This window comes from Acidobacteriota bacterium, from assembly GCA_016715115.1.
GTDB lineage: Bacteria > Acidobacteriota > Blastocatellia > Pyrinomonadales > Pyrinomonadaceae > JAFDVJ01.
Window position 1 is genome coordinate 652627 of sequence record JADKBM010000016.1, and the last position, 24502, is coordinate 677128.

Here is a 24502-nt window from a genome sequence, read left to right on the forward strand (position 1 = left end):
GTCGCAGATCATTCGTGTCGACATTGAAGTATTCTACAAGTTCAGTACTTGCGCGCCGATCAAGAACACGGCACTTAACATCCGGATTTGCCACGAAAGCGCAACCTCCGTTACGAAAATCGCATGAAACCGCTGATAGGAGTATGGCGAACACTATGACACTGATCCGTACGAATCTCATTTGCACCCCCAGTTCCCAAATCGCCCACAGTCGCCGTTGGGGCCGAAATTAGGTCGTGGCACCGGATAGGTCAATCCTTGCGGCACGAATCGTGAACAGACTGATACGCACGGGTCGCATCGTGATCCGCTATCGCGACCGATCTGATTGGCGTATCGGTCTGCATCACATGCCACTCGCGGGTCGCCCTTAAGATTCTCGTCAAACAGTTCTCGACCCTCGCTCATGGTCTGTGAAATCAAGACGCCGATACTGCCGCGCCGTGCTGCCTGGCAGTTCGCCATGCAATGGAAAAACTTGTCTGCACCGATAGTGTTTGCGGCCCTCATGTCGGAGTAGTTTTTTGTGAAGTCGTTTATCGCGCCAACGCCTATCCCGGAACGATCGCATCCAAAATCGTAGCTGAAAGGATAAGACGTTACGGCCGATCGCTCCAAATTCGAATATGGAATCGGTGGCCCTGTCGGTGAACCATAACCTAAATCTACTAATCCCCATGGATCATTTTTGTTGATGGAATTGTTGTGAACATACCCATACAAATTGACATCGCCACCTGCAAAGCCGATCGGGTCTTCGGAGATGAATCTTCCGAGATTGCCGTCGTACCAGCGGGCCCGGTAGTAATGGAGGCCAGTGAAATTGTCGAATTCACGGCCGGTGAAGGCATAGCGCGTTGAAAGCTGATTCGTCGCGTTGCCGAAACTGTCGTAAGCGGTTTGTTCGAGAATCGTTCCGGAAGAATCCGTCAGCGCATTCGTGCTTCCGAGATGATCAGCCAGGAAGTATTTCGAAACGCCGTTTGAACTCAACTTCAATTTGCTGTCAATTCCCAAACCGTTCTGATACTTCGTCAGGACGCCCGAACTGTCATCCATCACGACATCGAGGCCGTCATAGACAAACTTCGTGTTCTCTCGACCGTTGCCGACGATACGCTGGATTCTGCGTCCCAAAGCGCCGTTCTATTTTGCATAAAACGCTCGATGTTCGTCAGCGGTAAATTTGATCTTCGCATCCTGCCCGCATCCGAAACCAAACCGGACTCAGCGGGTCAAAAACGCCTTGATTCGAGAAACTGCGAACCATCCGAGCAGACTGAAACCCATCCATTGCAGAAAAATCAAGCAGTAAAAAATGATTCCGCCAACACTTTCAGGCAAGCCGCTCGCCATAACCAATAGATGCAACGGCAAATGTACGATGACCCAGAACTCAAAAATCGAAGTCGGAACCAGATCGAAAGAAGGGTAGCCCAAAAGCAACCGCGTAATCAACACAGCAACGACTCCAATGCAGGATGCGACAACCCAACGTGCGTAACTAATCACAATCGCAACGACCTCCATCAGGTGATTCGCGACCGGAATAGTCAGTTCGGTTTGTCCGATTGCCGACCGCATCGTATTCAAAGCTCATCGTGGCACCAGCGCGAGTTTGCGACAATTGCCTTCCAGCGGGTCGAATGTAAAAACATACTGTTGGTTGAGGGCATCCGTGACCTTGACCATCTGACTTCGGGCGTTGTATTCAAAATGCGTAACCTGCGCCATTGCGTCGGTCACACCGATCAGGCGGTTCGCGCTGTCGTAATCATAAATTGTTTGTCTGCCGGCCGTATCAATCCGTTTCTTGACGTTGCCGACAAGATCGTATTCAGTTCTTTGATCAAGCCGGGACCCATTGGGCGTAATCGCTGGATAGATCACCTTTTTCAGCCTGCGATTGCCGGAAGTCTACCCCTCCCCCCGAACGAATGTCAAGAATTACTCGGACGGAGATTAATCAGGATTCCAAATGGCATGATTCTCAAGAAGAAGCAGATGAAGCTGTCCGCAACCGCAATTCCCAAATCCGAATTGCGTTTCCGCAACAGAAGCGAACTACTGCGAATGAGAAAAATTCGAGGAATTCGTTACAATTTAGTCAACGGGCTTGTCCTGTCCTGAACAATATGAAAATCGAAGCCGGTGAAAGCGTGATCGTGATTCTTCAGAATCCGCGGGAAAAGGTCGTCGGGGTGTTGCATGAGATCGGGGCGGCCGGGATATTTATGCGCGGGATCGATCTCAGCTATTTTGAGGAATGGACGAACGCGATCAAGAATGAAGAGCCTTATTTGCCGATGCAGGAGTATTTTTTTCCGATGTGGCGCGTCGAGCGCGTGATGCGAGACGAAAACTCGTTTGACGTCGCTTCGCTCGCCGAACAGTTTCATCAAAAAACCGGATTCGATATGGCCGACTTTTAGAACGCCGGCGATTGTCTATCGATTGCCGAATTCCTCATCTCGATCAATTCGTCCGTCCGGCGGCGGCTCTTTTCCGCCTCAAACGTTCTGCCGGACCTTTGCAGCAACCCGGTCAGCTTGCGGGCTTTGTCGATCGCGGCGTTTATGGCTTCCACATTCTTCCGATCGTCTTCGAAAATCCCGAAAAACTGATCGCGCGAACGGGCATAGTAGGCGACCGCGTTCTGAAATTGGGCCGCGTCCTCGTGAATCGAGGCAAAAAGTCCGTTAAGTTCCGCGATATCGAATGCCGCCTCGCGGTTGGCCGGATCGGCAGCCTGACTTTTCGCGGCGATGGTCTCCGCGTCACTCGCGAGCGCGAGCGCGTCCGAGGTTCTTCCGTTCCGGCTCAGCGTCCGCGAGTATGAACTGTGGGCGGCAATCCGGTTGCGACGGGTTTCCGAAGTTTCAGGAACCGATCCGCTGAGCCTCTCGACCAGCTTGAACATCCGTTCGTGATACGGCAATGCCGCGCGAAAATTGTCGGCGGCGGCGTCTGCCGGCCCCTTTGCCAACGCATTTTCACCGAGCCAGAAATAGGTTGTTCCGACGCGCTGCAGAGCGCGCGCAACGATGCGGAGGATTTCCGGATTATCGGGATCGACCGTCATCGCGTCGTTCGCGAGGGCTTCGGCCCTGAGATGGCTTTCGAGCTTGGTGTTCAAAGATTCGCGGTCGCCGATCGTGCCCACCGAATCGCCTTTTCGGATAAACAGCGTCGAAAGCTGCGCGAGCCGCTTTGACGAACGGGGCTCGACCCGCAAAATCTCCTCGACGAGTTGCGCCGAGCGTTCAAGGAGCGACTGTTTGTTGGCCGCGCTTTCATTGACGCGTACCGAAATCGACAGGCGCGCGTCATACGCTTTCAACAGGTCGTCTTTGACCGCGACGTCATCAACCCGCGCGGCGGCCACGCGTTCGAGCAACTCGATCGACTTCCGATAACTGTCGAGCGCTCCGGCCGTGTTGCCGGTATTCGCCGAGTAGATCTTGCCCTGGACATCGCCGAGTTTGAGATACGCCAGACCGAGTTCACGTTCGAGTTCCGGATCGTTCATCGAATCCGTCGCGAGGCTGTCGAGATAGGCCGTCGCGTCCGTGACAAGCATTTCGCGGACGGCGGTCGAACCCGGAAGCTTTTCGATCTCATCGTGATATTTGAAGACGACATTGTTGGCGATCGCCCGCACTTCGCGAAACCGCTTGTCGGCGAGAATTCGTTGTTGTTCGGCGCGGTACGCCTGCCACGAGGTCGCCGCGATTCCGCCGACGAGCGTCGCGCCGATCACGATGCTTGCGGCGGCCGCGATCCGATTTCGGCCGATGAACTTTCGCAGCCGGTAACCGAACGTGTCGGCGCGTGCGGTGACGGGCAAACCAAGAAGCCAGCGACGAAGATCCTCGGCAAACTGTTCAACCGATTGGTACCGCCTTGACGGTTCTTTCTGAAGCGCTTTGAGGACGATATTGTCAAGATCGGAGTTGAGGGATCGATTGATCCGATCCGGCGCGCGCAAATTTCCCGACGGCGCCACCGGCATCGTATTCGTGATCGTTTCGAGAATCTCCGCATAACTTTTGCCGTCGGTGTCATACGGCCTGCCGCCGGCCAGGATCTCGTAAAAGATCACGCCGAGACTGTAGACATCGCTCAAAGTCGAGACCTTTTCGCCGCGGATCTGTTCGGGCGAAGCGTATTGCGGCGTCATCATCCCGAGTTGGGTCGCGGTTCCGTCGGAGATGCCGGTGTCGAGAACTTTAGCGATTCCGAAATCGAGCAATTTTGGGCGTCCGTCGGCAGTGACGACGATGTTCGACGGCTTCAGATCGCGATGAACGACGAGCTGTGAGTGAGCGTAGGAAACGGCCGCGCAGACTTTTCGGAAGATCTCGATTATTTCAGCAGTTGAACGCCCGCGCCCGCAAAACTCGATGATCGGAACGCCATCGACGAACTCCATCGCGTAGTACGGCAATCCGTCGGCCGTCTTGCCGCCGTCAAGAAACCGCGCGATGTTCTCGTGTTCGAGCGTCGCGAGTATCTGCTGTTCCGACCGAAACCGTTTGAGGATGATCTCGTTGTTCATCCCGCGCTTGATGACCTTGAGCGCCACGCGCTGCGAAAAAGCCTCGTTCTCACGGCGCGCTTCATAAACAACGCCCATCCCGCCGCGCCCGAGTTCGCGGAGGATCGTGAACTCGTCGATCTTGTCCGGCAGCGATTCGTCGAGTGCGTGGACATCGGCCAACGGTTCGTTGAGCAGTCCAACGTCGGCGGCGTCGGCAGCGAGCATCTTCTCGACTTCGAACCTGACCGATTCTTCGAGCGTTCCGAGAAACGCCAGGCGGGCGGCTGACGTCAGCTCCGCGGCGGTTGAGAATGCCTCTTTGATTATCTTCCAGTCGGCCGGATCCATCAGATTTGTTTGACTCAACTTCTTTTGACGCGGGCGTCAGGTCAACTGCGTCAGAAGCCAGGCGCGCGCCGACGCCCAATCACGCTTGACGGTCGAAACGGAAACACTCATAAAATCGGCGATCTCCTCGTTGGTCAAACCGCCGAAGAATTTGAGTTCGACGATCCGCGCCTGATCCGGATCCATCACCGCGAGACGATTCAGCGCGTCGTCAAGAACGGTAAGATCCAATTCAGTCGATTTCGGAAAACTGACGGCTTCGTCAAGCGACAGGAGCGTTTCGCCGGCGCCGCGTTTTTGAGCGCGTTTGGCGACCGCGTGATTTACCAGTATGCGGCGCATCGCCTCGGCGGCGATCGCGAAAAAGTGAAGCCGGTTTCGCCAGTCGACTGAATGCTGATCAACGAGAACGAGATACGCTTCGTTGACGAGCGCAGTCGGTTGCAGCGTGTGATCCGGGCGTTCGAAGGCGAGTCTTTTCGCCGCCACGCGTTTGAGTTCGTCGTAAACGAGCGGCAACAGTTCGTCGAGCGCGCGACGGTTGCCGCCGCGCGCCCGGTTCAAGAGTTCCGTGATTTCGGGCGCTTCACTCATACCGTGACTTTCGGCTGATTTTATCAAATTCGGAGCAATTTTCCTCATTCGACCGGCAAAAGATCGAGTTCTCGCGTCCCCACGATTCAGAAATGGGAAAAGGGCGAACCGCCTCCGCAATTCACCCTTTCTTAAATTTATTGAGACGAGTTATTCGAATCCGAGTTTCAAGCGATAGGTGCCGATCTTTCCGTCGCCCCAGAAGCGTTCGCCCTCGATGACAATTGATGCGTCACCAGCTTTGTAATCGCTGAATCCACCGAAAAGGATCTTATCCTTGGTCGTTTTTTCGGCGTCCTTCTGGTCGATCTTGTCGGAGGCCGCTTTGCCATCGCCGAGAAAGACCATAGCTCCCTTCGCGATCAGATCGACAACCCCCGAAGGCAGGCCGACCGCGCCGCCCGCGAGTTTGATCGCATCCGATCCGACCGCGATCAGGACTTTTCGCAGGTAGTAGCCGAAGTTCTTGTCGTGAATGTCGTAGATCTGAACGCGCACCGAGAGCAAGGTGCCGGGAAGGCTCTCGATCCGATAATTGTCTGCTTGAAATCCGAAGCTGTTGGTTCGGAGGCGACTGAGGTCAAGTTCGACCGGGTCTGTTTTTTTGTCCTTGGGCGGCAGATAGAGGTTTTCAGTCTCTTTTCTCCAGTGCCAAAAGTCCTTCGTTTTTGGCTTCTCGACCATCACCGTCACGTTTTGTTTGACGTTTTTGCCGTCCGCGCCGACCACCGGTTTGTCCTTGTCGTCGACTTTATCGACCTCAAGCGTGATGAAATATACAAGTCGAAAATTCTTCTTGCTGTTGTCGCTTCCGAAATTGGGAAACCACAACCCTTCCAGGATAAGCTGCTTAGTCATCTTTTTTTCTCCGTTAGTATTGCTTTAGAAACTCCACATAACCTGTAATGACATCGCGACCAAATTCCTTTCACAAAAATAGTTTGGGCCGGTTTCCCAAATTTTCTTGCGATTTGCTTTAGGAGACGAAATACCAATGAAACTTCTGAAAATATCAATGCTCTTGACCTTGTTTGCGGTCGCCTCGTCCGCGCAGAACATCGCGAAGGTCGCTGACGAAACTTTCGATTACATCAAGTCCGGAACATTCAGTAAACCAAAGGTCGCCAAGAACACGACGAAGATGTCGCTCGGACAGGTTCGCGTCCATTACAAACTGATCACCTCGCAGGCAACCGCGAAAAGCGGCAGCAGCGCCGAGGTCACGGTCTATCTCGACAGCGATCTGACCGAACGCGATCTGCAAAACCTGACCGATGAATTCTACGTGATCTTGCGAAACAAACTGGCCGCCGCGGGAATTTCCGCCGGAACGTACGATGAGGTCAAAGCCACCGATTATTATGCCGAACGGCAAAAGACTCAGGAAGACAAAAAGCTCAACGACTACGACGGCAAAAACGGTCAGGCGTGGATCTCATTCACCGCTTACGACGGGCCGGTGATGGTCCGCTGGCGTCCGTTCGGCACGACTGAGCTGATCGGATTCGGCAAGATCAAGAAAATGGCGAATGCCGCCGAGACGACCGGCGGAGATCTCGCGACATTTGACGTCGTGCTCGACTTTGCCTCGATCCAGCTCAAGGCTGGCTTTCGGCAGGACCGCGCCGGATGGCTCTACGATAACGGCAAATACACGGCCGATTACGCGATCGGGGCGTTGATGAACGTTCCCGACAGCTTCGTCTTTTTGATCGACAAAAAGAACAACGTCGAGCAGTTTCGCAGCGCGCTTCCGGTCGCCGCGCGCGGGCTCTTCGCCGAAAAACCGTACGAGGACGCTTCGAAGACCTCATTGAAAACGAGGCAATTGATGGGCGATGCGAGATTTACGTTTACGCCGCTCGTGATCTCTTCAAAACGGGAACTCTATCTCAACGCCGCACGCGAAATGCTCTCTCTTTACGCCGATATGTTCGTCGAAAAAATGCGCGTGATCCGCGGAAGTTCGACACCGGCCAATTCGAACTCGGCGCAGAAGCCGGTCGACAACACGACGATTCAGCAGGTAAACGAAGCCGCGAGGAACAACAACGAACCGACTCCCGTGACGACCGGCGAACTTGAAGCGGCTGCCGGGGACGCGGCCAAAGCGGGCAAGTTCAAACTCGCGGTCGATTACTACACGGAGCTGATCAAGAAGGAGCCGGGCGAAGCCAAGTGGTATCTCGGCCGCGGAGCCGTCTATCTGAACGATCTCGGCGACCTCAAAGCCGCGATCAAGGACTTTGACCAAGGCATCAAGCTCGACCCGAACGAACCGGTCTTCTACTACAACCGTGGCACGGCATACGTAAAACAGGAAGAATGGAAGAAGGCAAAGGCGGATTTCGACAAGCATATCTCGCTCAATCCGAACTTCGCCGAATCGTACCTGAATCGCGGAATCACGTTCATTTACCTGAAGAATCTTGACGCCGCGCTGGCCGACTTCAACCGCGGCATCCAGGTTAACCCCCGACTCCCGAATCTCTATCGCGCCCGCGCGCTGGTGTATAAGTCGCAAGGCAACGCCGCCCTCGCGCAGGCCGATGAGATTCGGGCCGCCCAACTTGAGCAGTGAGATCAGTGAGATCAGTGCATAGTGCAGAGTGCAGAGTGCAGAGTGCAGAGTGGAATTCTGGCACTATGCACTCTGCACTCTGCACTATGCACTACCTTGCACTTTTCCCCTGTTTCCTCTAACTTATTATTCCTAAACTCAATCAACTTCCTTTCGTCAAAGGAAATCTCACGGTTGTTTCACCTATGAAACAACATTTCACAAACGCTCTTTTTTGTGTTACACTCTGCATCAAGATTTGGGAAATCAGCAAAAAGGAGAAAGAAAAAGGATGGCACAACCAGCTATGAGCATTGATTCCAAAGGCAAGGCGATCGATTCCGCGCTTGCGAACATTGAAAAAAAATTCGGTAAAGGCTCGATTATGCGTCTCGGCGAACGGCCGCACGAAGACGTCGGAGCTATCTCCACCAACTGCCTCAGTCTTGACGCGGCGATCGGCGTCGGAGGTTTTCCGCGCGGCCGCATCATCGAGGTTTACGGTCCGGAAAGTTCGGGCAAAACGACGCTCGCGCTGCAGGTCGTGGCGCAGGCCCAGAATCTCGGCGGCGTCGCGGCGTTTATCGACGCCGAACACGCGCTCGATCCGGAATACGCCGAAAAACTCGGCGTCAACATCAATGACCTACTGATCTCGCAGCCCGATTCGGGCGAACAGGCGCTCGACATCGCCGAAACGCTCGTCCGCTCGGCGTCGATCGACGTCATCGTCGTCGACTCGGTCGCGGCGCTCGTCCCGCGCGCGGAGATCGACGGCGAAATGGGCGATTCGCATATGGGGCTTCAGGCGCGTCTGATGTCGCAGGCGCTTCGCAAGTTGACTAGCACGATCTCGACCACGAACACGTGTTTCATCTTCATCAACCAGCTGCGCGAAAAGATCGGCGTCTTTTTCGGTTCGCCGGAGACGACGACCGGCGGCAAGGCCTTGAAGTTTTACGCGTCGGTCCGCATCGACATCCGCCGCATCGGCGCGATCAAGGACGGCGATAAGATCGTCGGCAACCGGACGAAGGTCAAGGTCGTCAAGAACAAGGTCGCGCCGCCGTTCCACGAATGCGAGTTCGACATTATGTACGGGGAAGGAATCTCGCGCGAGGGCGATCTTCTCGATCTGGCGGTAAACAATTCGGTCGTCGAAAAGAGCGGCGCGTGGTTTTCCTATTCGGGCGAACGCCTCGGCCAGGGCCGCGAGAACGTGAAGACGATGCTCAAGGAGAACCGCGAAATGTACGGGCGCATCGAGCACGACGTCAAGGTCAAGCTCGGATTGATCAAAGCCGCGGCGGCTTAGAACTGGAGCGCAAGCGTCCCCGCACTGGAGCAAAAGCGCGAACGGCGGCAGCATTTCGATGCCGCCGCCGTTCCACGACTAATTCACCTTTTTCTTGACCGTCTTCAAGACCTGGGCCGCGTCGCACAGTTGAGTCGGAGCCTTGTCGGCGGCGCGGATCCTTGATGATGCGACCCCGCACTGGAGCAAAAGCGCGAACGGCGGCAGCATTCCGGTGCCGCCGCCGTTCCGCGACTAATTCACCTTTTTCTTGACCGTCTTCAAGCCTTGATTCACGGCATCGCGCAACTGCGTAGGCGCTTTGTTGACGGCATTCGGATCCTTGATGACCCGGTTCATTTGCTCTTTCAAAGTCTTTTCGTCCGGAATTCCGGGAGTCGGCGTGGCGCCTTTCGGAACCGGCGTCCTGCCGACAGTGTTCGAATCGGGAATCCCCGGCGTCGGCGTCGCGCCGCGCGGCAAATTCGTGAGATTGGCCTGGTTAACCGGCGGAATTCCCGGCGTTTCCTTTCCGTCCGGCGCGATCGGCGTTCCAGAGAACTCGGGCGGGACGTTGGACGCGGTGTTGCTGTTCGGCGTGGTCTGTGTCGAATTTCCCGGCGCGGTGGCCGATGTGCAGGCGGCGACGAAAGCGGCCGTCAGAATGATTGCGATGTAAAAAGCATTTCGTATCATAATTTTCTGTCTCCTATTTAAACATAACTGTGCCGGCTTGAATGTTGCGCCTCCGGAGGGCGGCGACGGCGTTCAAACCGGCACGGGCAGGTATCAAACGGAATTCGGAAGGTTTTAGCAGCCAAATTGGGCAAAGCGACTGCTAAACTGGATTATAGACCCATCAATGTTGTTGTCAACACCTTTTTCGGCCTTTTTTGTGCAAAACATCAACTTTCAGGCTTTTATCCGGCGCGATTTGACATCAAAAACTCCTTTATCTAAACTTACAAATTCGCGCCGAAGTTATTCCCGAGGCGTTGACCAAATGGCCAGGTAGCTCAGTTGGTAGAGCAGCGGACTGAAAATCCGCGTGTCGGCGGTTCGATTCCGTCCCTGGCCACCACGTTTTCAAACAGTTCAGGGCATCCGATCGGGTGCCCTTTATTTTTTTGTGTGCCAATTATGTGCCAAGCCAGTTAGAACGTGCGCATTATGCTTGAAACGGCACAGCGCGTTCCTTCTTTAGCTACCCAGAGAATCTGTTCACCAAGGAAGCTCGTGTCATTTACCGGATTTCTGTAAGAAGCGGCACCAAAAGCAAAATCGGCCGATTGAAGCCCAGGGAGAGGAAGCCACAAGACAAATCGTGAGAGAATCGTTCGTATTTCAAATAAGCCCGGCTTATTAATAACATTATGAGAAAGTAGTTGACTTTTTTTAGGGGGGGGGCAGATAATCACCTCAGTTCCGACAAAATCCGGAGACGCCGAATGGCTATCCGATGAGCCCTGGGATGACCGGGGCGATACAAATTGACGTAGGGCGCGGATCACGGATGACCGCGCAGGATTTGTACTTGACGGCTCGCGAGGGTTGTCGATGAAACGTTTGCTCGGAATTGAAATGCCTGAACTCCCAAAAAGTTCACGAATCCCGCAGGACGGGAACGAAAATGAGACGGACCGGACGCAATCGCGTTCAGCCGTCTCTTTGTTTTTTGAAACGATGATCGAGACAATGTCGGACCGCCGGATGCGGCTTGCCGCCCGGATCTGCGGAAAGGCTCGGCCTTTCCGGCGGCGGCAACTGGCAACGCGGCTGCGCCGCCAATCGGCGATGTGCGGCCCGGCCGGAGAATCGCGCGAACGTTGAACAAAAAGGACGAGCCTTTCCGCTCGTCGCCAAAGGAAAAAGATATGAAACGGAAGATCACAGAACCCGCAATCGAAAATCCCAAATCGAAAATCCGAAATCGGAACTGGCTCGCCATTCTCATCATCTCGGTCGTCGCGCTCGGCGTTTTCGGCACGGGGATGAGCTTTCTCGAACAGAGCGCGAAGGACGAGAGGCTCGCGCGGAAGAATCAGAACTATAAGCCTTCCCTTTTCGGGCGCGTCAATCCCTTCCTGCCGACGCCGACGCCGACTCCGTAGCTCTCGAAGGAACTAATTTACGCTGGCCAAAGACTGTTGGCCGTTGAAGACGCAAATGCCAACGCCGCGCCGCCGGCGGATCTTGCCGTCTGGCGGCCTTCGACCGGTTACTGGTGGGTGATGGGCGGCACCGGGTCGCAGCAGTTCTCGACCGGTTGGGGAACATCGGGAGACGTCACCGTTCAGGGCGACTACGACGGTGACGGCAAAACGGATCTCGCGATCTGGCGGCCTTCGACCAACACCTGGTGGATTCTCAGGTCGAGCGACGGCAATTCATACACAAAGACGCTCGGAACAACGAGCGATCTGACCGCGCCGGCCGATTACGACGGCGACGGCAAGACCGACGTCGCCGTTTACCGTCCTTCAACCGGCACCTGGTACATCTTGCAGAGTTCCACGGACAATACGGTTTCGACGACCTACGGCGGCTCAGGCGACAAGCCCGTCGCGGCCGACTATGACGGTGACGGCAAGGCCGACATCGCGCTCTGGCGCAATTCGAACACCACGTTCTACGTTGTCGCCAGCTCGAACGGCAGTTCTTCAAGCACATCCTACGGCAACTCCGGAGACGAACCCGTTCCCGGCGATTACGACGGTGACGGCAAGGCTGACATCGCCGTCTGGAGAAGCGGCAACGCGACCTGGTACATCCTCAAGACGACGACCAACTCGACATACTCCGAGCAGTTCGGCATCTCGACCGACACGCCCGTCCGGAACGATTACGACGCCGACGCCCAATGCGACATCGCCGTCTGGCGCGGCGTCGAATCCTCGTCGGGCGCCGGCGACGTCGGCCGGTGGTACATCAAGAAGAGCGGCGACGGAAACACCCGAACAGAGACCTGGGGAATCGCCGGAGACACGCCCGTTCCGGCTTACTTCAGAAGATAGCACCCGGCGATAAAACGGCAAACGGCAAACGGCAACACTTCAGGCTCAGACACAACGGAGAATCAGCATGAAACGGCATTCACTCAAATCGGCATTCGGCATTATTCTCGCTTTCATTATCCTTCCCGCGGCAGTCGGTTTTGCTCAGGATCAAACGACTAAATCCGCCGACCACGGCGTCAGTCCCGGCAAGTCCTACTCGATCTCCGATATCGAGACGATCGGCCTGTACGGCGGCAATCTGATGCTCAACGTGCCGCTCGGATCCCTTCCGCCGGGACGCGGCATCAGCGCCGGGGTCAATATCCGGTACGATTCGAAGATCTGGGATATCGTGGTGACGGACATCACGCGCTTCACGACGACGCATGACGTCAATGCGCTCGTTCCGGCCGAGGAGGGCGGATGGCGTTACGGCTACAAATACTCGCTGAAACTGGAATACCTGAAACTTTCGGGCGAGCAGGCCTATTGCGAGAACGGCAACAACGCCAGCTTTTATCCGTACAAACTTCACATCGTCATGCCCGACGGCTCAAAACACCAGCTCTACCACGAGGCGTCGAATATGAACGAGAACGAGTACATGAACATCTGGCCCGACGGACGCCCGGCCTGTTCGGGAAGCCCGCTGACCGGCACATTGAACTATTTCACGGCTGACGGAACCTTCTTGAGGCTCGCGCTCGTCACCGACAATGACCAGGACTGGACGAACAACGCCTGGACGCTCTACTCGCCCGAAGGAACCCGCGTCGTCCACGATTCATCGCTCAACGTTTACCAGAGGATCATTGACAGGAACGGCAATTACGTCGATGTCGTCGAAAACGCCGCCGATTCGAACTATTCCGGACGAAAGACGACATATATTCAGGACCAGTTGAGCCGAAAGGTTGTGATCGACTACGCCGCCGGGGAAAACGAAGACTGGATCCGCTCGACCGGTTTCAACGGCGCGGCCGTGATCACCAAAGTGAAATGGAAAACCATCACGGTCAACAAGGAGTATTGGTCATCCGACATGGCGCCGTCACCGCTCGACCCCGACGCTTTTCAGAGCCGCGAACTCGCCCAGGGCTTCGTTGTCGTCGACAGGATCGACCTTCCCGCACAGCTCGGAAGCGGGCTTCACTACGTTTTCGGTTACAACGCCGACAATACTTCCGCGGCCGACAACGGCTGGGGCGAACTGTCCTCCGTTGAACTGCCGTCGGGCGCCTCGGCGGACTATGACTACTATCTCGACGGATCGTCGGGGACCGGTGTCAAGGCGGAAAAGGTGCTGCGCAACCGCCCCATCGAAAAAACGCTCGAATACGATCTCGAATATGACGATTCAACTTCCGGCACGTCGGATATCTGGACGTATTCCGCCGTTTCGTTCAACGACACGCTCGAAGACATCACGTCAGTCACCGTGACAGGCCCGGACGGCGCCGAAACCACGGAGCATTACTATCAGGGCGGGATCACGAATCCGCCGTACGTTCCGGTGCTGGTCAAGGGCGAAAGCTACAAGACCGTTACGCCGACATCGATTCTTGAAAAGATCTACACCAGCAATATTCCCGCCGCGCACGGCTTTTTCAACAAGGCGAACCGCTGGGTCAAATACGAATTCACGACGATCGAGGACAACTCCGGCAGTCCGGCGAAAACCGCGATCACCGAATACAGCCGTGACAAGAACGGGAACGTGACCGAAGTCAGGCAATACGACTTTGCTGCTTACTCGACCGTTCCGCGTGACTCCGAAGGCCGTCCGACCGGCCTTCCATCCGGAGCGACGCCGGCGAGGATAACTAAAACGGATTATTACAACGACACTCCAGATTCGTCATCGACAACATACACGGATTCTGATTCCTATCATCTTGCAAGTTCGCCGCGCCTCCTCGGGCTGGTGAAATCGACCGAGATCCGGGACGGATCTGGATCGCCCAAATCGCGAAGCGAGATCACCTACGATCACACTTCGTATTCGTCGAACACCATCGGCGGCAATCCCATCGGCACAAAGAGCTGGGACTCGTTCAAGGGCGGAACGTCGCGCGCCTACAGCAACCCGTTGACCTCGACGAACTCTGTTTCAACCACCGTATCCTACAACGCTTACGGCATGCCGACCGTAACGACCGATGCCAATAGCGTCGAGACGACCGTCACTTACGGTTGCATCGACGGCGAAACAAGCTGTTCCTCAAATCTTCAGAACCTCTATCCGACGAAGGTCGAAAAAGCGTCGAACCATTCGGCGCTCAAGCTGACGTCGGCTATGGAGTACGATTTCTATACGGGGCTTCCGACGCTCGCAACGGACGTCGACAACTCGATCTCGACGGCGACATATTACGATGATCTTGGCCGGCCGACAAAGATCGCGTCGGCGTACGGTACCGACGACGAGGTCTGGGTCCAGACAGAATATGATGTCATCAACCGGCGAGTCATCACGAGAGCCGACGTCGCCGCAAAGGGCGACGGCGCAAAGGTCGCGACGCAGTTCTTCGATCAATTGGGAAGAGTCAGGCTGACGAAATCACTTGAAGACGCCGCGACACAGTCGGCGACAAACGAAACCGACGGCATCAAGGTACAGACGCGGTACGAGACGGTTGAGGGTTATACGTATCAACTGACTTCCAATCCTTACAGAGCAAATTATTCGTCTAACGAGTCAAATGCAACGATGGGATGGACGCTTGCGACCGCGTGGAGCAATGGCAGACGTTCGGAGGTCCAGACCTTTTCAGGCTCGGCTTTGCCGATCGTCTTTGGCGGCGGGAATACAAACTCGACCGGCATTGTCCGGACAGACATCGACACAAACACCACCACCGTGACCGACCAGGCGGGCAAGCAGCGTCGCTCGATCACGAATGCTCTTGGGCAGCTTATCCGCGTTGACGAGCCAAACGGTGCAGGCCAGCTTGGGACGGTTGCGAGCCCGAACCAGCCGACTTATTACTCGTACAACACGCTTGGGAACATGGTTCGGGTGCAGCAGGGTGTTCAGAATCGGTATTTTATGTACGACTCGCTTGGACGAATGCTGCGTGTCAGGCAGCCCGAACAGGAAGTGAACACGGCTTTGACGACCGTCGGCAACCCGGACAACAATAGCTGGAGTGCGGGCTTTACATACTGTCAATCAGCGTTAATTTTTGACCCCTTTACAGGCGTTAGTTTTTGACCCCCCCTTTAGTCATTGTTGTCCGGAGTTGTGGAAGAGTTGGCGGCAATTGCCGACAACTCTTCCACAACTCCCGTGCGCGCCGCGGCGGCCCGCTTTTCCTTGAGCCGGTAGCTTTCGCCCCGGATGTTGATCACCGTCGAGCGGTGGAGCAGCCGGTCGAGAGCCGCGCTCGCCATCACCGCGTCTCCGGCGAAGACCTCGCCCCAGGCCGCGAAGGCCTTGTTGCTCGTCAGGATGACCGCTCCCTTGCGTTCGTATCTCTCCGAGATGACCTGAAACAACAGGCTCGCCTCGGGAGGTTCGAGCTTCAGGTAGCCGACCTCGTCGATGATCAGCAGTTTCGGGCGCGTCAGGTTCTTGATCTCGCGCGAGAGCCGGTTCTCGTGCATCGCCCGCACGAGTTTGCGCGCGATGTCGACGGCGGTCGTGAAATAGACGCGGTGCCCGAGTTCCGCCGTCATCACCCCGAGCCCGATCGCGAGATGCGTCTTGCCCACTCCGGGCGGCCCGAGAAAGACGATGTTCCGCCCTTCGGCCAGAAAGCGCCCCGTCGCCAGTTCGTCAATGAGCCTCCGGTCAACGCCGGGCTGCGCCTTGAAATCGAATTCGCCAAGCCTCTTCGGGTACGGAAAGCGCGCGAACTGCAGGCTCAGCGCGACGCGCATCTCCTGCCGGTGCCTGATCTCGCCTTCGAGCAGCCGCCCGAGGAACTCCGTGTAACTCCAGTCCTCGGCGGCCGCCCGCTGGGCGATCGTGTCAAGATTGACCGCGGCGGTCTTGAGATCAAGTTCGCCGAGCGCGGACGATGCCATATCTTCGTAGACCTTCATCAGCCGATCACCTCCTCGTAGGCGACGAGCGACGCCGCCGCGACCGTCTCGAACAGAACCCGTCCCGATCTCTTCGGCGGCGCCTCACGCGTTTCAACCGTCAGTTTCCACATCGCCGCGACATGCGCCGGATCCGCCACGCTTTCGCCGGATTTGAGCGACCGCGGGTGTTCGGCGATGACCGTCTCGCCCGTGCGCACCGTCACCCGGCGTTCTCCCTGCTCGACCACGACCTTGCGGCCGACCGCTTCCGGCGGCACCGAGTACTTCACGCCCCCGATCGAGACGTACCCGTCGACGCTTACCGTCCGCTTCTTCCAGACCGACGGCCGGTACCGCGGCGCCGACCCGTACGGCGTCAGACCTTCCTCCCGCAGCAGGTCGAAGGGCCGCTTTCCGGTCGTCCCGTGTTTCCGTCCGTTCGCCTCTTCCAGCCACGCCGCGCCCTGTGCCTGAAGATCCGCAAGGTCGGCAAACTCCCGCCCCTTGATGAAGTTGTCCTTCAGATACCCGACCGCGCGTTCGACCTTGCCCTTCGTCCGCGGCCGGTACGGGCGGTGCGTCCTCGGCGCGATCCCGTAGTGATTCAGAAAGTCGGCCATCTGCGGGTTCAGTTTCCCGCACGGAAGGCGCACCTGCGCCATGTTGTCGAAGAGGATCGTCTCCGGCCAGCCGCCGAAGTAGGCGAACGCCCTCTCAAGGCACCCGATCAGCTCCGGCATCCGCATCCGCCGCGTGTACTCGACGTACATCGTCCGCGAAAAACCCAGCAACATCACGAACGCGTAGATCTTTCTCCGGCTCCCCTTTTCGTCGATGTACGACCCGATCTCCGCCCAGTCAGCCTGCGCCTGTTTGCCGGGCGGCGTCTCGAACCTCACCGTCGCCTTCGCCGATACCTTCGCCCCGATGTCCAGTTCCCGCAAGTACCGCCTCACGATGTCCCACGATCCCGCGAACCCCATTCCCCGGATCTCGCCCGTCAGCCGAACCGCGCTGAGGCCCGTCTCCTCGTACCGCTTCTTCAGATAATCCTTGTACGCGTCCAGTTTGGAACCCCGTTTCGCTTCCGCCGCGCGCTTCGGCGAACCCTCGCGCAGTACCTTGCGGACCGTGTTCCGCGAATATCCCGTCATCCGGCAGATCTGCTTTATCGAATGCCCCTGCCTTTTCAAGTCTTTGACCTCCATCCATTCCTCCATTCCAAGCATTCCCGATAACCTCCGTTTCACGAAAGTTATCAAAAATGCCGTCCAGGGGGGTCAAAAACAAACGCATGCTAGGGGGTCATTTTCTCACGCATAATGACACATACGACAACAACGGAAATGTTCTGACCACGACTGATGCCAAAGGAACGACGATTACAAACGCATACGATGCCCTGAATCGACCGCTGACACGAACCTACAGCGACGGCACTCCGACCGTGACAAACAGTTACGACGATTCAAATGTCCCGTTCTCAAAAGGCAAGCTGACAAAAGTTACTTCGAGCATTTCCGAAACGACATACACGAGTTTTGACGTGGCCGGGAGACTGCTCGCGAGCACACAGCGGACACCGCTCGACGGCGAGACGATTGCGAATGCGACTCCGCGGACTTCGAGCTATCAATACAACCTCTCCGGTGCTCTCACGCAACAAACCTATCCTAGCGGCAGAGTTGTAAATCATCAATACGATGCCAGCGGCGACATTGCGCGCATTTATGGAAAGCCGACGAGCACGGCAACGGAACAGACTTATGCTACAGGTTTTCAGTACTTTGCTGACGGAAAGATCGAGCGGCTCAAACTCGGAAACGGACTTTGGGAAAGTGCGAAACTTAATAGTCGTCTGCAAGCGACCGAGATTACGATGGGGTATTCTGTAGGCGACGGCAGCCACTTGAAACTGAATTACGAATACGGCGAACTGCAAACCAACGGAACGGTTGACGCAACTGAGAATGCGGGGAATATAGCAAAGCAAACTGTGAACTTTTCAGGGCTGGCAAATCCGTTCGTTCAGACGTTTAAATACGACTCGCTTGATCGAATAACTGAGGCAATCGAGAAAGTAAATGGCGTTCAGACATGGAAGCAGACGTTCGGCTACGACATTTACGGAAATAGAAACGCCTTTTATGAAAAAGTTGGCGAGCAAGAATTGGCGATGAACAATCTCACCCTGCCGACTGTCGATACGAACACAAACAGATTCAACGCGGGTCAAGGCTACGGTTACGACAAAAACGGGAATATTACAACTGACCCAGCAAACGGCGGACGCACCTTCGTCTTTAACGGCGACAACAAGCAAACCGAGGTCAGGGACGCCAACAACGCCGTCGTCGGTCGATACTTATACGACGGCAACGGAAAGAGAGTCAAAAAGGTAACAAATGTCGAAACCACCGTCTTCGTCTATGACGGAATGGGCAAGCTCGTTGCTGAATACTCAACAGCAACACCGCCTGCAAACCCGACGATCAACTATACGGCGACCGATCAACTCGGAAGCCCACGCGTTCTGACGGATAAACTCGGCAATGTCGTTTCGCGGCGCGACTTTCTTCCCTTCGGCGAAGAAATTTACGCCAATTCCACTGCCAATCGCACCGAAGCAAATAAATATTCGCTGACCGGTCAAGACTCAGTGCGCAAACGTTTCACCGGCTACGAAAAAGACGCCGAAACCGGTCTCGACTTTGCAGAGGCTCGCTATTACCAAAATCAACACGGCAGATTTACCGCAGTCGATCCGCTGTTGGCATCCGGCAAGTCTGCCAATCCGCAGACATTTAACCGCTACACCTACACAATGAATCGTCCACTGATTCTGGTTGACCCAACGGGTTTACAGTCAGGCCGGAAACCCGAGGAGAACAAAAAAGAGGAAGTCATAAAAATATATACGACAAACCCAAGAATTGTTAGCGTTAAGACAGAATACCTCGACAAGACAAAATGGAACGATGTCCCGGTTGATGGAGGACGATTCCAAATTACCTATACGTTTATAGTAAACGCTGGGCCGGAGGGAACCAAGCCAGAAGATGCTGCCAACATAGAGCCAGCACCCGCGCGAGACTCAAAAGGCAATATCGATGAAAGCAAATCACCGCGAGGAACTTTGTCAGATACCCAGAACCTTGAGCGAACTGAAGTTAAAAGCGAGGTTACTCCGAATGGCAAAGAGGAGGGCTTTAAAGTTACTAAGACTGAGACATTTAGAGTCAATCGTGACAAAGAACGCAGTCGGCCCGAATTCAACGGAACTATCAACTATCAGGTCGTATTAAGAGATCCCGCTACTGGTTACGTTCGGCGCGTGGTCACAACCGATAAAAAGCATTCGGATCTCGCGATTTCGATAAGTAATGCCCCGCGCAAAGAGGAGAAGAAGAAAAATGAAGAAGAATAAAATTACTTTTTCGATGGTGCTCGTCGCTGCGTTGACACTTGCATTTGCAATGTCTGCACACGGCCAACAAGCATTAAGAATTACATCGATAGAAGCCCGCAGCCATTACAGTGCAGCCTTCCCTTTACGTTACTGTAATGTTTTACTTTACGATCGAGATGGCGTAGATAAAACTAAAATCCGCGCCGTAATACAAGAACTTCGAAAAAGCGGCCTCTTTAAGAGTTTGCGATGGCAACTTATCAGGAATAAGCCACAATCAGACTATAAATTAATTCTCTATCCAAAATACAAAGTTGATTTTGAGAAAATTGTCATCGTTGATGTTATCGTTTCCGATTTTGAGCCCATCGACAAAGCAAAATTTGTAAAACAATTGTCATTGAATGGTTTGAGTATTGGAAAGAGTCTTTGGGCCGAAACTCCGTTTGGTGAGATAGCGCGGTCTGTTCGAAAAGCCCTAGACGATACACTGCAGCGACGACCATTTATTGATGAAATCCAAGTTCCATGGATTTCAGTTCGCGTCACTACTAAAGGTCGGGTGTCATTAACGGTTCACGGTCCGGAGTATAGTCCCGAACTGACAATATTTGGTCCTTGGTAACTACGGTTGTCACGGTTACACAAACCGATGGCATTAAAGTGCAGACGCGGTACAAGACGGTTTCGAGTTACGTGTCAGCTCACGTCAAACCCATACCGAGCGGCGACTTCGTCAGCCGAGTCCGACGCGACGATGGGTTGGACTCTCGCGACCGGGTGGAGCGAAGGCATACGCTCGGAAGTCCAGACCTTTCAGGCTCAGCTTTGCCGATCGTCTTTGGCGGCGGGAATGCAAACTCGACAGGCATCGTCCGCACGGACATCGACACAAACACGACAACCGTCACCGACCAAGTCGGCAAACAGCGTCGTTCGATCACAAATGCGCTTGGGTAGCTTTCCGCGTTGACGAGCCAAACGGTGCAGGCCAGCTTGGGACGGTTGCGAGTCCGAACCAGCCGACTTATTACTCATATGACGTGCTGAACAACCTGCTCACCGTCAGTCAGGGAGTCCAGACGCGCACCTTCGTTTACGACGCGCTGTCGCGGTTGAAATCGGCGGCTAGCCCCGAATCGGGAACGATCCTGTACGCATATGATCCAAACGGGAATCTGACGAGCAAACAAGATGCCCGCTCGATCACGACGAGCTACGCGTACGATGCGCTCAACCGCGTGACGCAAAGAACTTATTCCGATTCGACGCTTCCTGTTTACTATAATTACGACAATCTGAGTCATGCCAAGGGCAAGCTGACCAAGGTCACGACCGGATCAGGTTCGACGCCGTTCTCGGTCACCGAATACACAGAGTTCGACGCCGTCGGCCGCGTGAAAAAAAGCAAACAGACGACGGACGGAACCGTCTATAATGAGATGGAGTACACGTACAACCTTTCGGGCGCTCTTCTCGAAGAGAAATATCCGTCGGGAAGGATTGTCAGGAACGTGCTCGACAACGAGGGCGATCTGTCGATGGTTCAGAGCAAGAGAAACGCCGATTACGGCTTCTGGAACTACGCGAACCATTTCACCTACACCGCCGCCGGCGCGGTTTCGTCGATGCAGCTCGGAAACGGTACGTGGGAGAAGACTGCCTTCAATTCACGCCTCCAGCCAACCCAGATCGCTCTCGGCAAGGTTCAGAACACGACCGATCTGCTGAAACTCGATTACACCTACGGCGTCGTCGAAAGCGGCACGCTCAATACGGCAAAGAACAACGGCAACATTCAGTCTCAGGCGATCACGGCTCCGACTGTCGGCAGTTCGACTGGCTTCACGGCGGTTCAGGCCTATACGTATGACTCGCTGAACAGGATCGACGACGCGACTGAGAAGATCGGATCGACCGAGACCTGGAAGCAGGATTACACGTTCGACCGTTATGGAAACCGCAACTTTGTCGAAGCGAACACGACAACGATCCCGAAGAACTGCGGGACATCGCCGAATTTCACGGTTTGCGCCGCGGATCGGAAGGTGTTCAACCCGTCGATTTCGCCGAACACAAACCGGATCAATCTCGATCAGGACGGCGACAGCGTGAATGATTACGCGATCGACAATTCGGGCAACACGACCCGTGACGCGTTAGTACGCAAATTCACGTACGACGCCGAGAACAAGCAAACCAAGGTTGAGTCGATCGATTCAAACGGCAACGTCACGGGGACGATCGGTGAATATTTTTATGACGGCGACGGTCGCCGGGTCAAAAAGCACGTCCCGTCGACCGGCGAAACAACCGTCTTCGTCTACAACGCATCTTCAAGACTGGTGGCTGAATACTCGACAATCCTGAACGAAACCCCGCAGGTGGCATACCTGACAAATGACCACCTCGGCAGCCCAAGGATCAACACCAACGAAAACGGCGCCGTCATTTCAAGACATGACTACCGCCCGTACGGCGAAGAAATCACCGAACGCACGCACACCCAATACATCGCCGACACGATCCGAAAGAAATTCACGGGATACGAACGCGACCGCGAGACCGATCTGGATTTCGCACAGGCGCGGTTCTATGAATCCGGATACGGACGCTTTACGAGTCCAGATGATTTTCTTAACATGATTTACCCTGCCAAAACACAAAACTCCAATTTGTATGTTTTCGTCAGCAACAACCCGCTCAGGTACATTGATCCCGATGGACAAATTGAAAAGAACCCTGACGGAACAGTGAAATTTGACGCGAACAAGGTTGATGGCAAGGATGAGGTTGAACGTCGGGAAGTCGCGCGTGCAAAATTGAAGGATGGGCGAACAGTAATAATCTCTGCCGAATATAAGATTGGAAAGATTTACACGGACAAGAAGAATGCCGTAGACGCGATGAAACTCAATGATAAGCCGAACATAAAAATCACTTTTGAGGACAGTGACGGGAAACAAATTGAAGTTCGTAGTGTATCCCTTGCCGACCTGAAGAAAAACAACAAACTTGATCCCGTCGCGAATTGCTTCGGAACTACATTTGGGCAGGGAGAGGTCTGGATAAATAGTCGCGATACAGTGAAGGCAATCATCGACGACGACGGTTCCAAAGAAACTGATACTCCGAAGGCAGGAGATGCCGGTTTGTATTTTTCGTCGAACGAAGTTGATTTCTCGACGGTTGGCCATGCGGTGCGAGTTTCTGAATTGGGCGACGCCGGAGAGGTTCGTAAAGTCACAAGCAAGGATGGTAGTCAACCGATACGCCAAGCCGCATCGGGTCCTGGACCCAACTCTGCTTGGAACGATAAGAATTCAAAACTAAGGTACTTTACTCAGAATACAGCGAGTCAATAGTGATGCGACGGGAATCCGTCGGAGGAGTTTTTCAAATGAGAATAGCCATTATGTCGTTACTGATCTTCTCTTTCGGTTGGCTGGACTGCGGCACCAGATTGCAGCTTGGCTGGATCCTCCCGACCGAATGCATTCATTCCAAGAATAAGTTTTCAAAGGAAATAAAGGTTGGTGTTGATACGTTCGACCCATTTATTGTCGATTGGATTGACGATATTGAGTATTCCATAGCGTATGATGAGAAAACGCGCGAAATAACGTACATCAACACATCGGACCCGGACTTCATAACCGGTAACAATCTAAAGGTCGGGAGCTGTCTCAGACTCAAACGTGAGGATATCACTATTGTCCAAGGCTGGGAGATATACGGCCCCGCCACAAATGATGGTTGGTATCCGGTAATCGGATACAACACGGGCCGACCCGAGACCGTTCACGAAACCGACATCGGGAGGATCGTCGAGGAAGCAGACCCGATGCTCGCATTCGCAAATTCATCCGTGATTGAAGTAAGAATTCGGTCATTTACAAAGGCGAAGTAAAACACATTCGCGCGAACTGTCATGGTCATCGAATGGGCATCATCTTTAGCGAGAGTGTGAATCCAAAACGAATAGAAGGATCGAGCCCTGACGAATTGTCAACAAGAGTTAAATTGCATGCATGACTCGAGTTGATAGAGACCCGAGCGACTCACGAACTGTCGCTGAACCTGGAGTTGTTCGAGATGCAATGCTGAATCCTTCTCGCACGATGAAAACTCAGTTACGAGTACTCAGAATGAAAATTGCAATTCGGGCACAGATCGCGGTCGTCGTGTTTCTATTGACTTTAAGTTCGGTCGCAAGCTCACAATCCAAAAAGCCGGCGACAGTGCGCCTGGAGGGGGCCGTGAAGGCATCCGTGAATAGTCTGATAATCGGTGCGGGTATTGGACCGCATTATTATTCGTACATCTTTGCCGCGACACGAATCGGAAAAAAGAAGTTCAACGATCCGCCATTGATCAGGCTCGTTTACAGGCAGTTTCAAATGGACAAGTTTCCCGAGCGAGATTTCTATGAATTAGGAGAGAGATACCGCCTGAAAGCGATTCGCGATACCACGTGTGATTCTAAACCGGCAGACTTCGGATATGAGCAATTCGGCGATGATCGGGTCAGCGTTATGAAGTTGGTCGATGATAGGGCGTCCGACATGATTGATGAGGCCGCAGTGCTGGACTGTTATACATTTACAATGACTGAATTCAAGCGGTTGCATTAGGCGTGAAAATCAAGATAGGTCTTGTCGCATGCTGATCTTCGAACTCTACCGGGTGAGGGCGCCAGAAATCCGAATTTGACCGGCGCGATCAACACTTA

Annotated in this window: 21 protein-coding genes and 1 tRNA gene; 13 read left to right on the forward strand and 9 right to left on the reverse strand. The window is 54.6% G+C overall.

Annotated features, from left to right (window positions below):
- Positions 1-177 precede the first annotated feature (177 nt).
- The 3 genes from IPN69_20780 to IPN69_20790 form a co-directional block, all read right to left on the reverse strand.
- Positions 178-1059: a hypothetical protein gene (locus IPN69_20780; protein MBK8813144.1), complete on the reverse strand. Its 882-nt coding sequence runs from the start codon at positions 1057-1059 to the stop codon at positions 178-180.
- Between the two features lie 168 nt (positions 1060-1227).
- On the reverse strand, positions 1228-1584 hold the full coding sequence (locus IPN69_20785; protein ID MBK8813145.1) for a hypothetical protein: 357 nt from the start codon (positions 1582-1584) through the stop codon (positions 1228-1230).
- Between the two features lie 12 nt (positions 1585-1596).
- Positions 1597-1890 (reverse strand): hypothetical protein, encoded by a 294-nt coding sequence (locus IPN69_20790; GenBank protein MBK8813146.1) that lies wholly within the window; start codon positions 1888-1890, stop codon positions 1597-1599.
- 245 nt (positions 1891-2135) lie between these two features.
- Here IPN69_20790 and IPN69_20795 point away from each other — a divergent pair, with 245 nt between their 5' ends.
- The gene (locus tag IPN69_20795; GenBank protein MBK8813147.1) at positions 2136-2432 is read left to right on the forward strand and encodes a hypothetical protein; all 297 of its coding nucleotides are present in this window, start codon (positions 2136-2138) and stop codon (positions 2430-2432) included.
- On the opposite strand, the gene IPN69_20800 is transcribed toward IPN69_20795, so the two are convergent.
- The 3 genes from IPN69_20800 to IPN69_20810 form a co-directional block, all read right to left on the reverse strand.
- A complete protein-coding gene (locus tag IPN69_20800; GenBank protein MBK8813148.1) occupies positions 2429-4906 on the reverse strand; it encodes a protein kinase in 2478 nt (825 codons plus the stop codon). The genes IPN69_20795 and IPN69_20800 overlap by 4 nt on opposite strands.
- An 18-nt stretch (positions 4907-4924) precedes the next feature.
- A complete protein-coding gene (locus IPN69_20805; protein ID MBK8813149.1) occupies positions 4925-5482 on the reverse strand; it encodes a sigma-70 family RNA polymerase sigma factor in 558 nt (185 codons plus the stop codon).
- Between the two features lie 150 nt (positions 5483-5632).
- On the reverse strand, positions 5633-6340 hold the full coding sequence (locus IPN69_20810) for a hypothetical protein (protein ID MBK8813150.1): 708 nt from the start codon (positions 6338-6340) through the stop codon (positions 5633-5635).
- Between the two features lie 136 nt (positions 6341-6476).
- Between IPN69_20810 and IPN69_20815 the strand changes: the two genes are divergently transcribed.
- Together IPN69_20815 and recA are read left to right on the forward strand one after the other, a co-directional pair.
- Positions 6477-8063: a tetratricopeptide repeat protein gene (locus tag IPN69_20815; protein MBK8813151.1), complete on the forward strand. Its 1587-nt coding sequence runs from the start codon at positions 6477-6479 to the stop codon at positions 8061-8063.
- Positions 8064-8349: 286 nt separating this feature from the next.
- Positions 8350-9357, forward strand: coding sequence for a recombinase RecA (recA, locus tag IPN69_20820; GenBank protein ID MBK8813152.1), 1008 nt, complete (start codon positions 8350-8352; stop codon positions 9355-9357).
- 234 nt (positions 9358-9591) lie between these two features.
- On the opposite strand, the gene IPN69_20825 is transcribed toward recA, so the two are convergent.
- Positions 9592-10032, reverse strand: coding sequence for a hypothetical protein (locus IPN69_20825; GenBank protein MBK8813153.1), 441 nt, complete (start codon positions 10030-10032; stop codon positions 9592-9594).
- A gap of 309 nt (positions 10033-10341) precedes the next feature.
- Between IPN69_20825 and IPN69_20830 the strand changes: the two genes are divergently transcribed.
- From IPN69_20830 to IPN69_20845, 4 genes are all read left to right on the forward strand, one after another.
- A tRNA-Phe gene (locus tag IPN69_20830) sits at positions 10342-10417 on the forward strand.
- Between the two features lie 793 nt (positions 10418-11210).
- A complete protein-coding gene (locus tag IPN69_20835) occupies positions 11211-11447 on the forward strand; it encodes a hypothetical protein (protein ID MBK8813154.1) in 237 nt (78 codons plus the stop codon).
- Positions 11448-11483: 36 nt separating this feature from the next.
- Positions 11484-12350, forward strand: coding sequence for a VCBS repeat-containing protein (locus IPN69_20840; protein ID MBK8813155.1), 867 nt, complete (start codon positions 11484-11486; stop codon positions 12348-12350).
- Positions 12351-12417: 67 nt separating this feature from the next.
- Positions 12418-15546, forward strand: a complete 3129-nt coding sequence (locus IPN69_20845) for a hypothetical protein (GenBank protein ID MBK8813156.1) — start codon at positions 12418-12420, stop codon at positions 15544-15546.
- An 8-nt stretch (positions 15547-15554) separates the two neighbouring features.
- Here the strand turns inward: IPN69_20845 and IPN69_20850 are convergent, their stop codons facing one another.
- Entirely contained in the window at positions 15555-16379 is an 825-nt protein-coding gene (locus IPN69_20850; protein ID MBK8813157.1) for an ATP-binding protein, read from the reverse strand.
- A complete protein-coding gene (locus IPN69_20855; protein MBK8813158.1) occupies positions 16379-17590 on the reverse strand; it encodes an IS21 family transposase in 1212 nt (403 codons plus the stop codon). The genes IPN69_20850 and IPN69_20855 overlap by 1 nt, the downstream gene beginning before the upstream one ends.
- A 35-nt stretch (positions 17591-17625) precedes the next feature.
- Between IPN69_20855 and IPN69_20860 the strand changes: the two genes are divergently transcribed.
- From IPN69_20860 to IPN69_20885, 6 genes are all read left to right on the forward strand, one after another.
- The gene (locus IPN69_20860) at positions 17626-19788 is read left to right on the forward strand and encodes an RHS repeat protein (protein MBK8813159.1); all 2163 of its coding nucleotides are present in this window, start codon (positions 17626-17628) and stop codon (positions 19786-19788) included.
- Complete coding sequence (locus IPN69_20865) at positions 19775-20395, forward strand: hypothetical protein (GenBank protein MBK8813160.1); 621 nt, start codon at positions 19775-19777, stop codon at positions 20393-20395. Before IPN69_20860 ends, IPN69_20865 begins: the two co-directional genes overlap by 14 nt.
- On the forward strand, positions 20389-20730 hold the full coding sequence (locus IPN69_20870) for a hypothetical protein (protein ID MBK8813161.1): 342 nt from the start codon (positions 20389-20391) through the stop codon (positions 20728-20730). Before IPN69_20865 ends, IPN69_20870 begins: the two co-directional genes overlap by 7 nt.
- 83 nt (positions 20731-20813) lie before the next feature.
- Positions 20814-23135: a hypothetical protein gene (locus IPN69_20875; GenBank protein ID MBK8813162.1), complete on the forward strand. Its 2322-nt coding sequence runs from the start codon at positions 20814-20816 to the stop codon at positions 23133-23135.
- A 35-nt stretch (positions 23136-23170) separates the two neighbouring features.
- Positions 23171-23680 (forward strand): hypothetical protein, encoded by a 510-nt coding sequence (locus IPN69_20880; GenBank protein ID MBK8813163.1) that lies wholly within the window; start codon positions 23171-23173, stop codon positions 23678-23680.
- A gap of 238 nt (positions 23681-23918) precedes the next feature.
- Complete coding sequence (locus IPN69_20885) at positions 23919-24404, forward strand: hypothetical protein (protein ID MBK8813164.1); 486 nt, start codon at positions 23919-23921, stop codon at positions 24402-24404.
- The last annotated feature ends 98 nt before the right edge of the window (positions 24405-24502 follow it).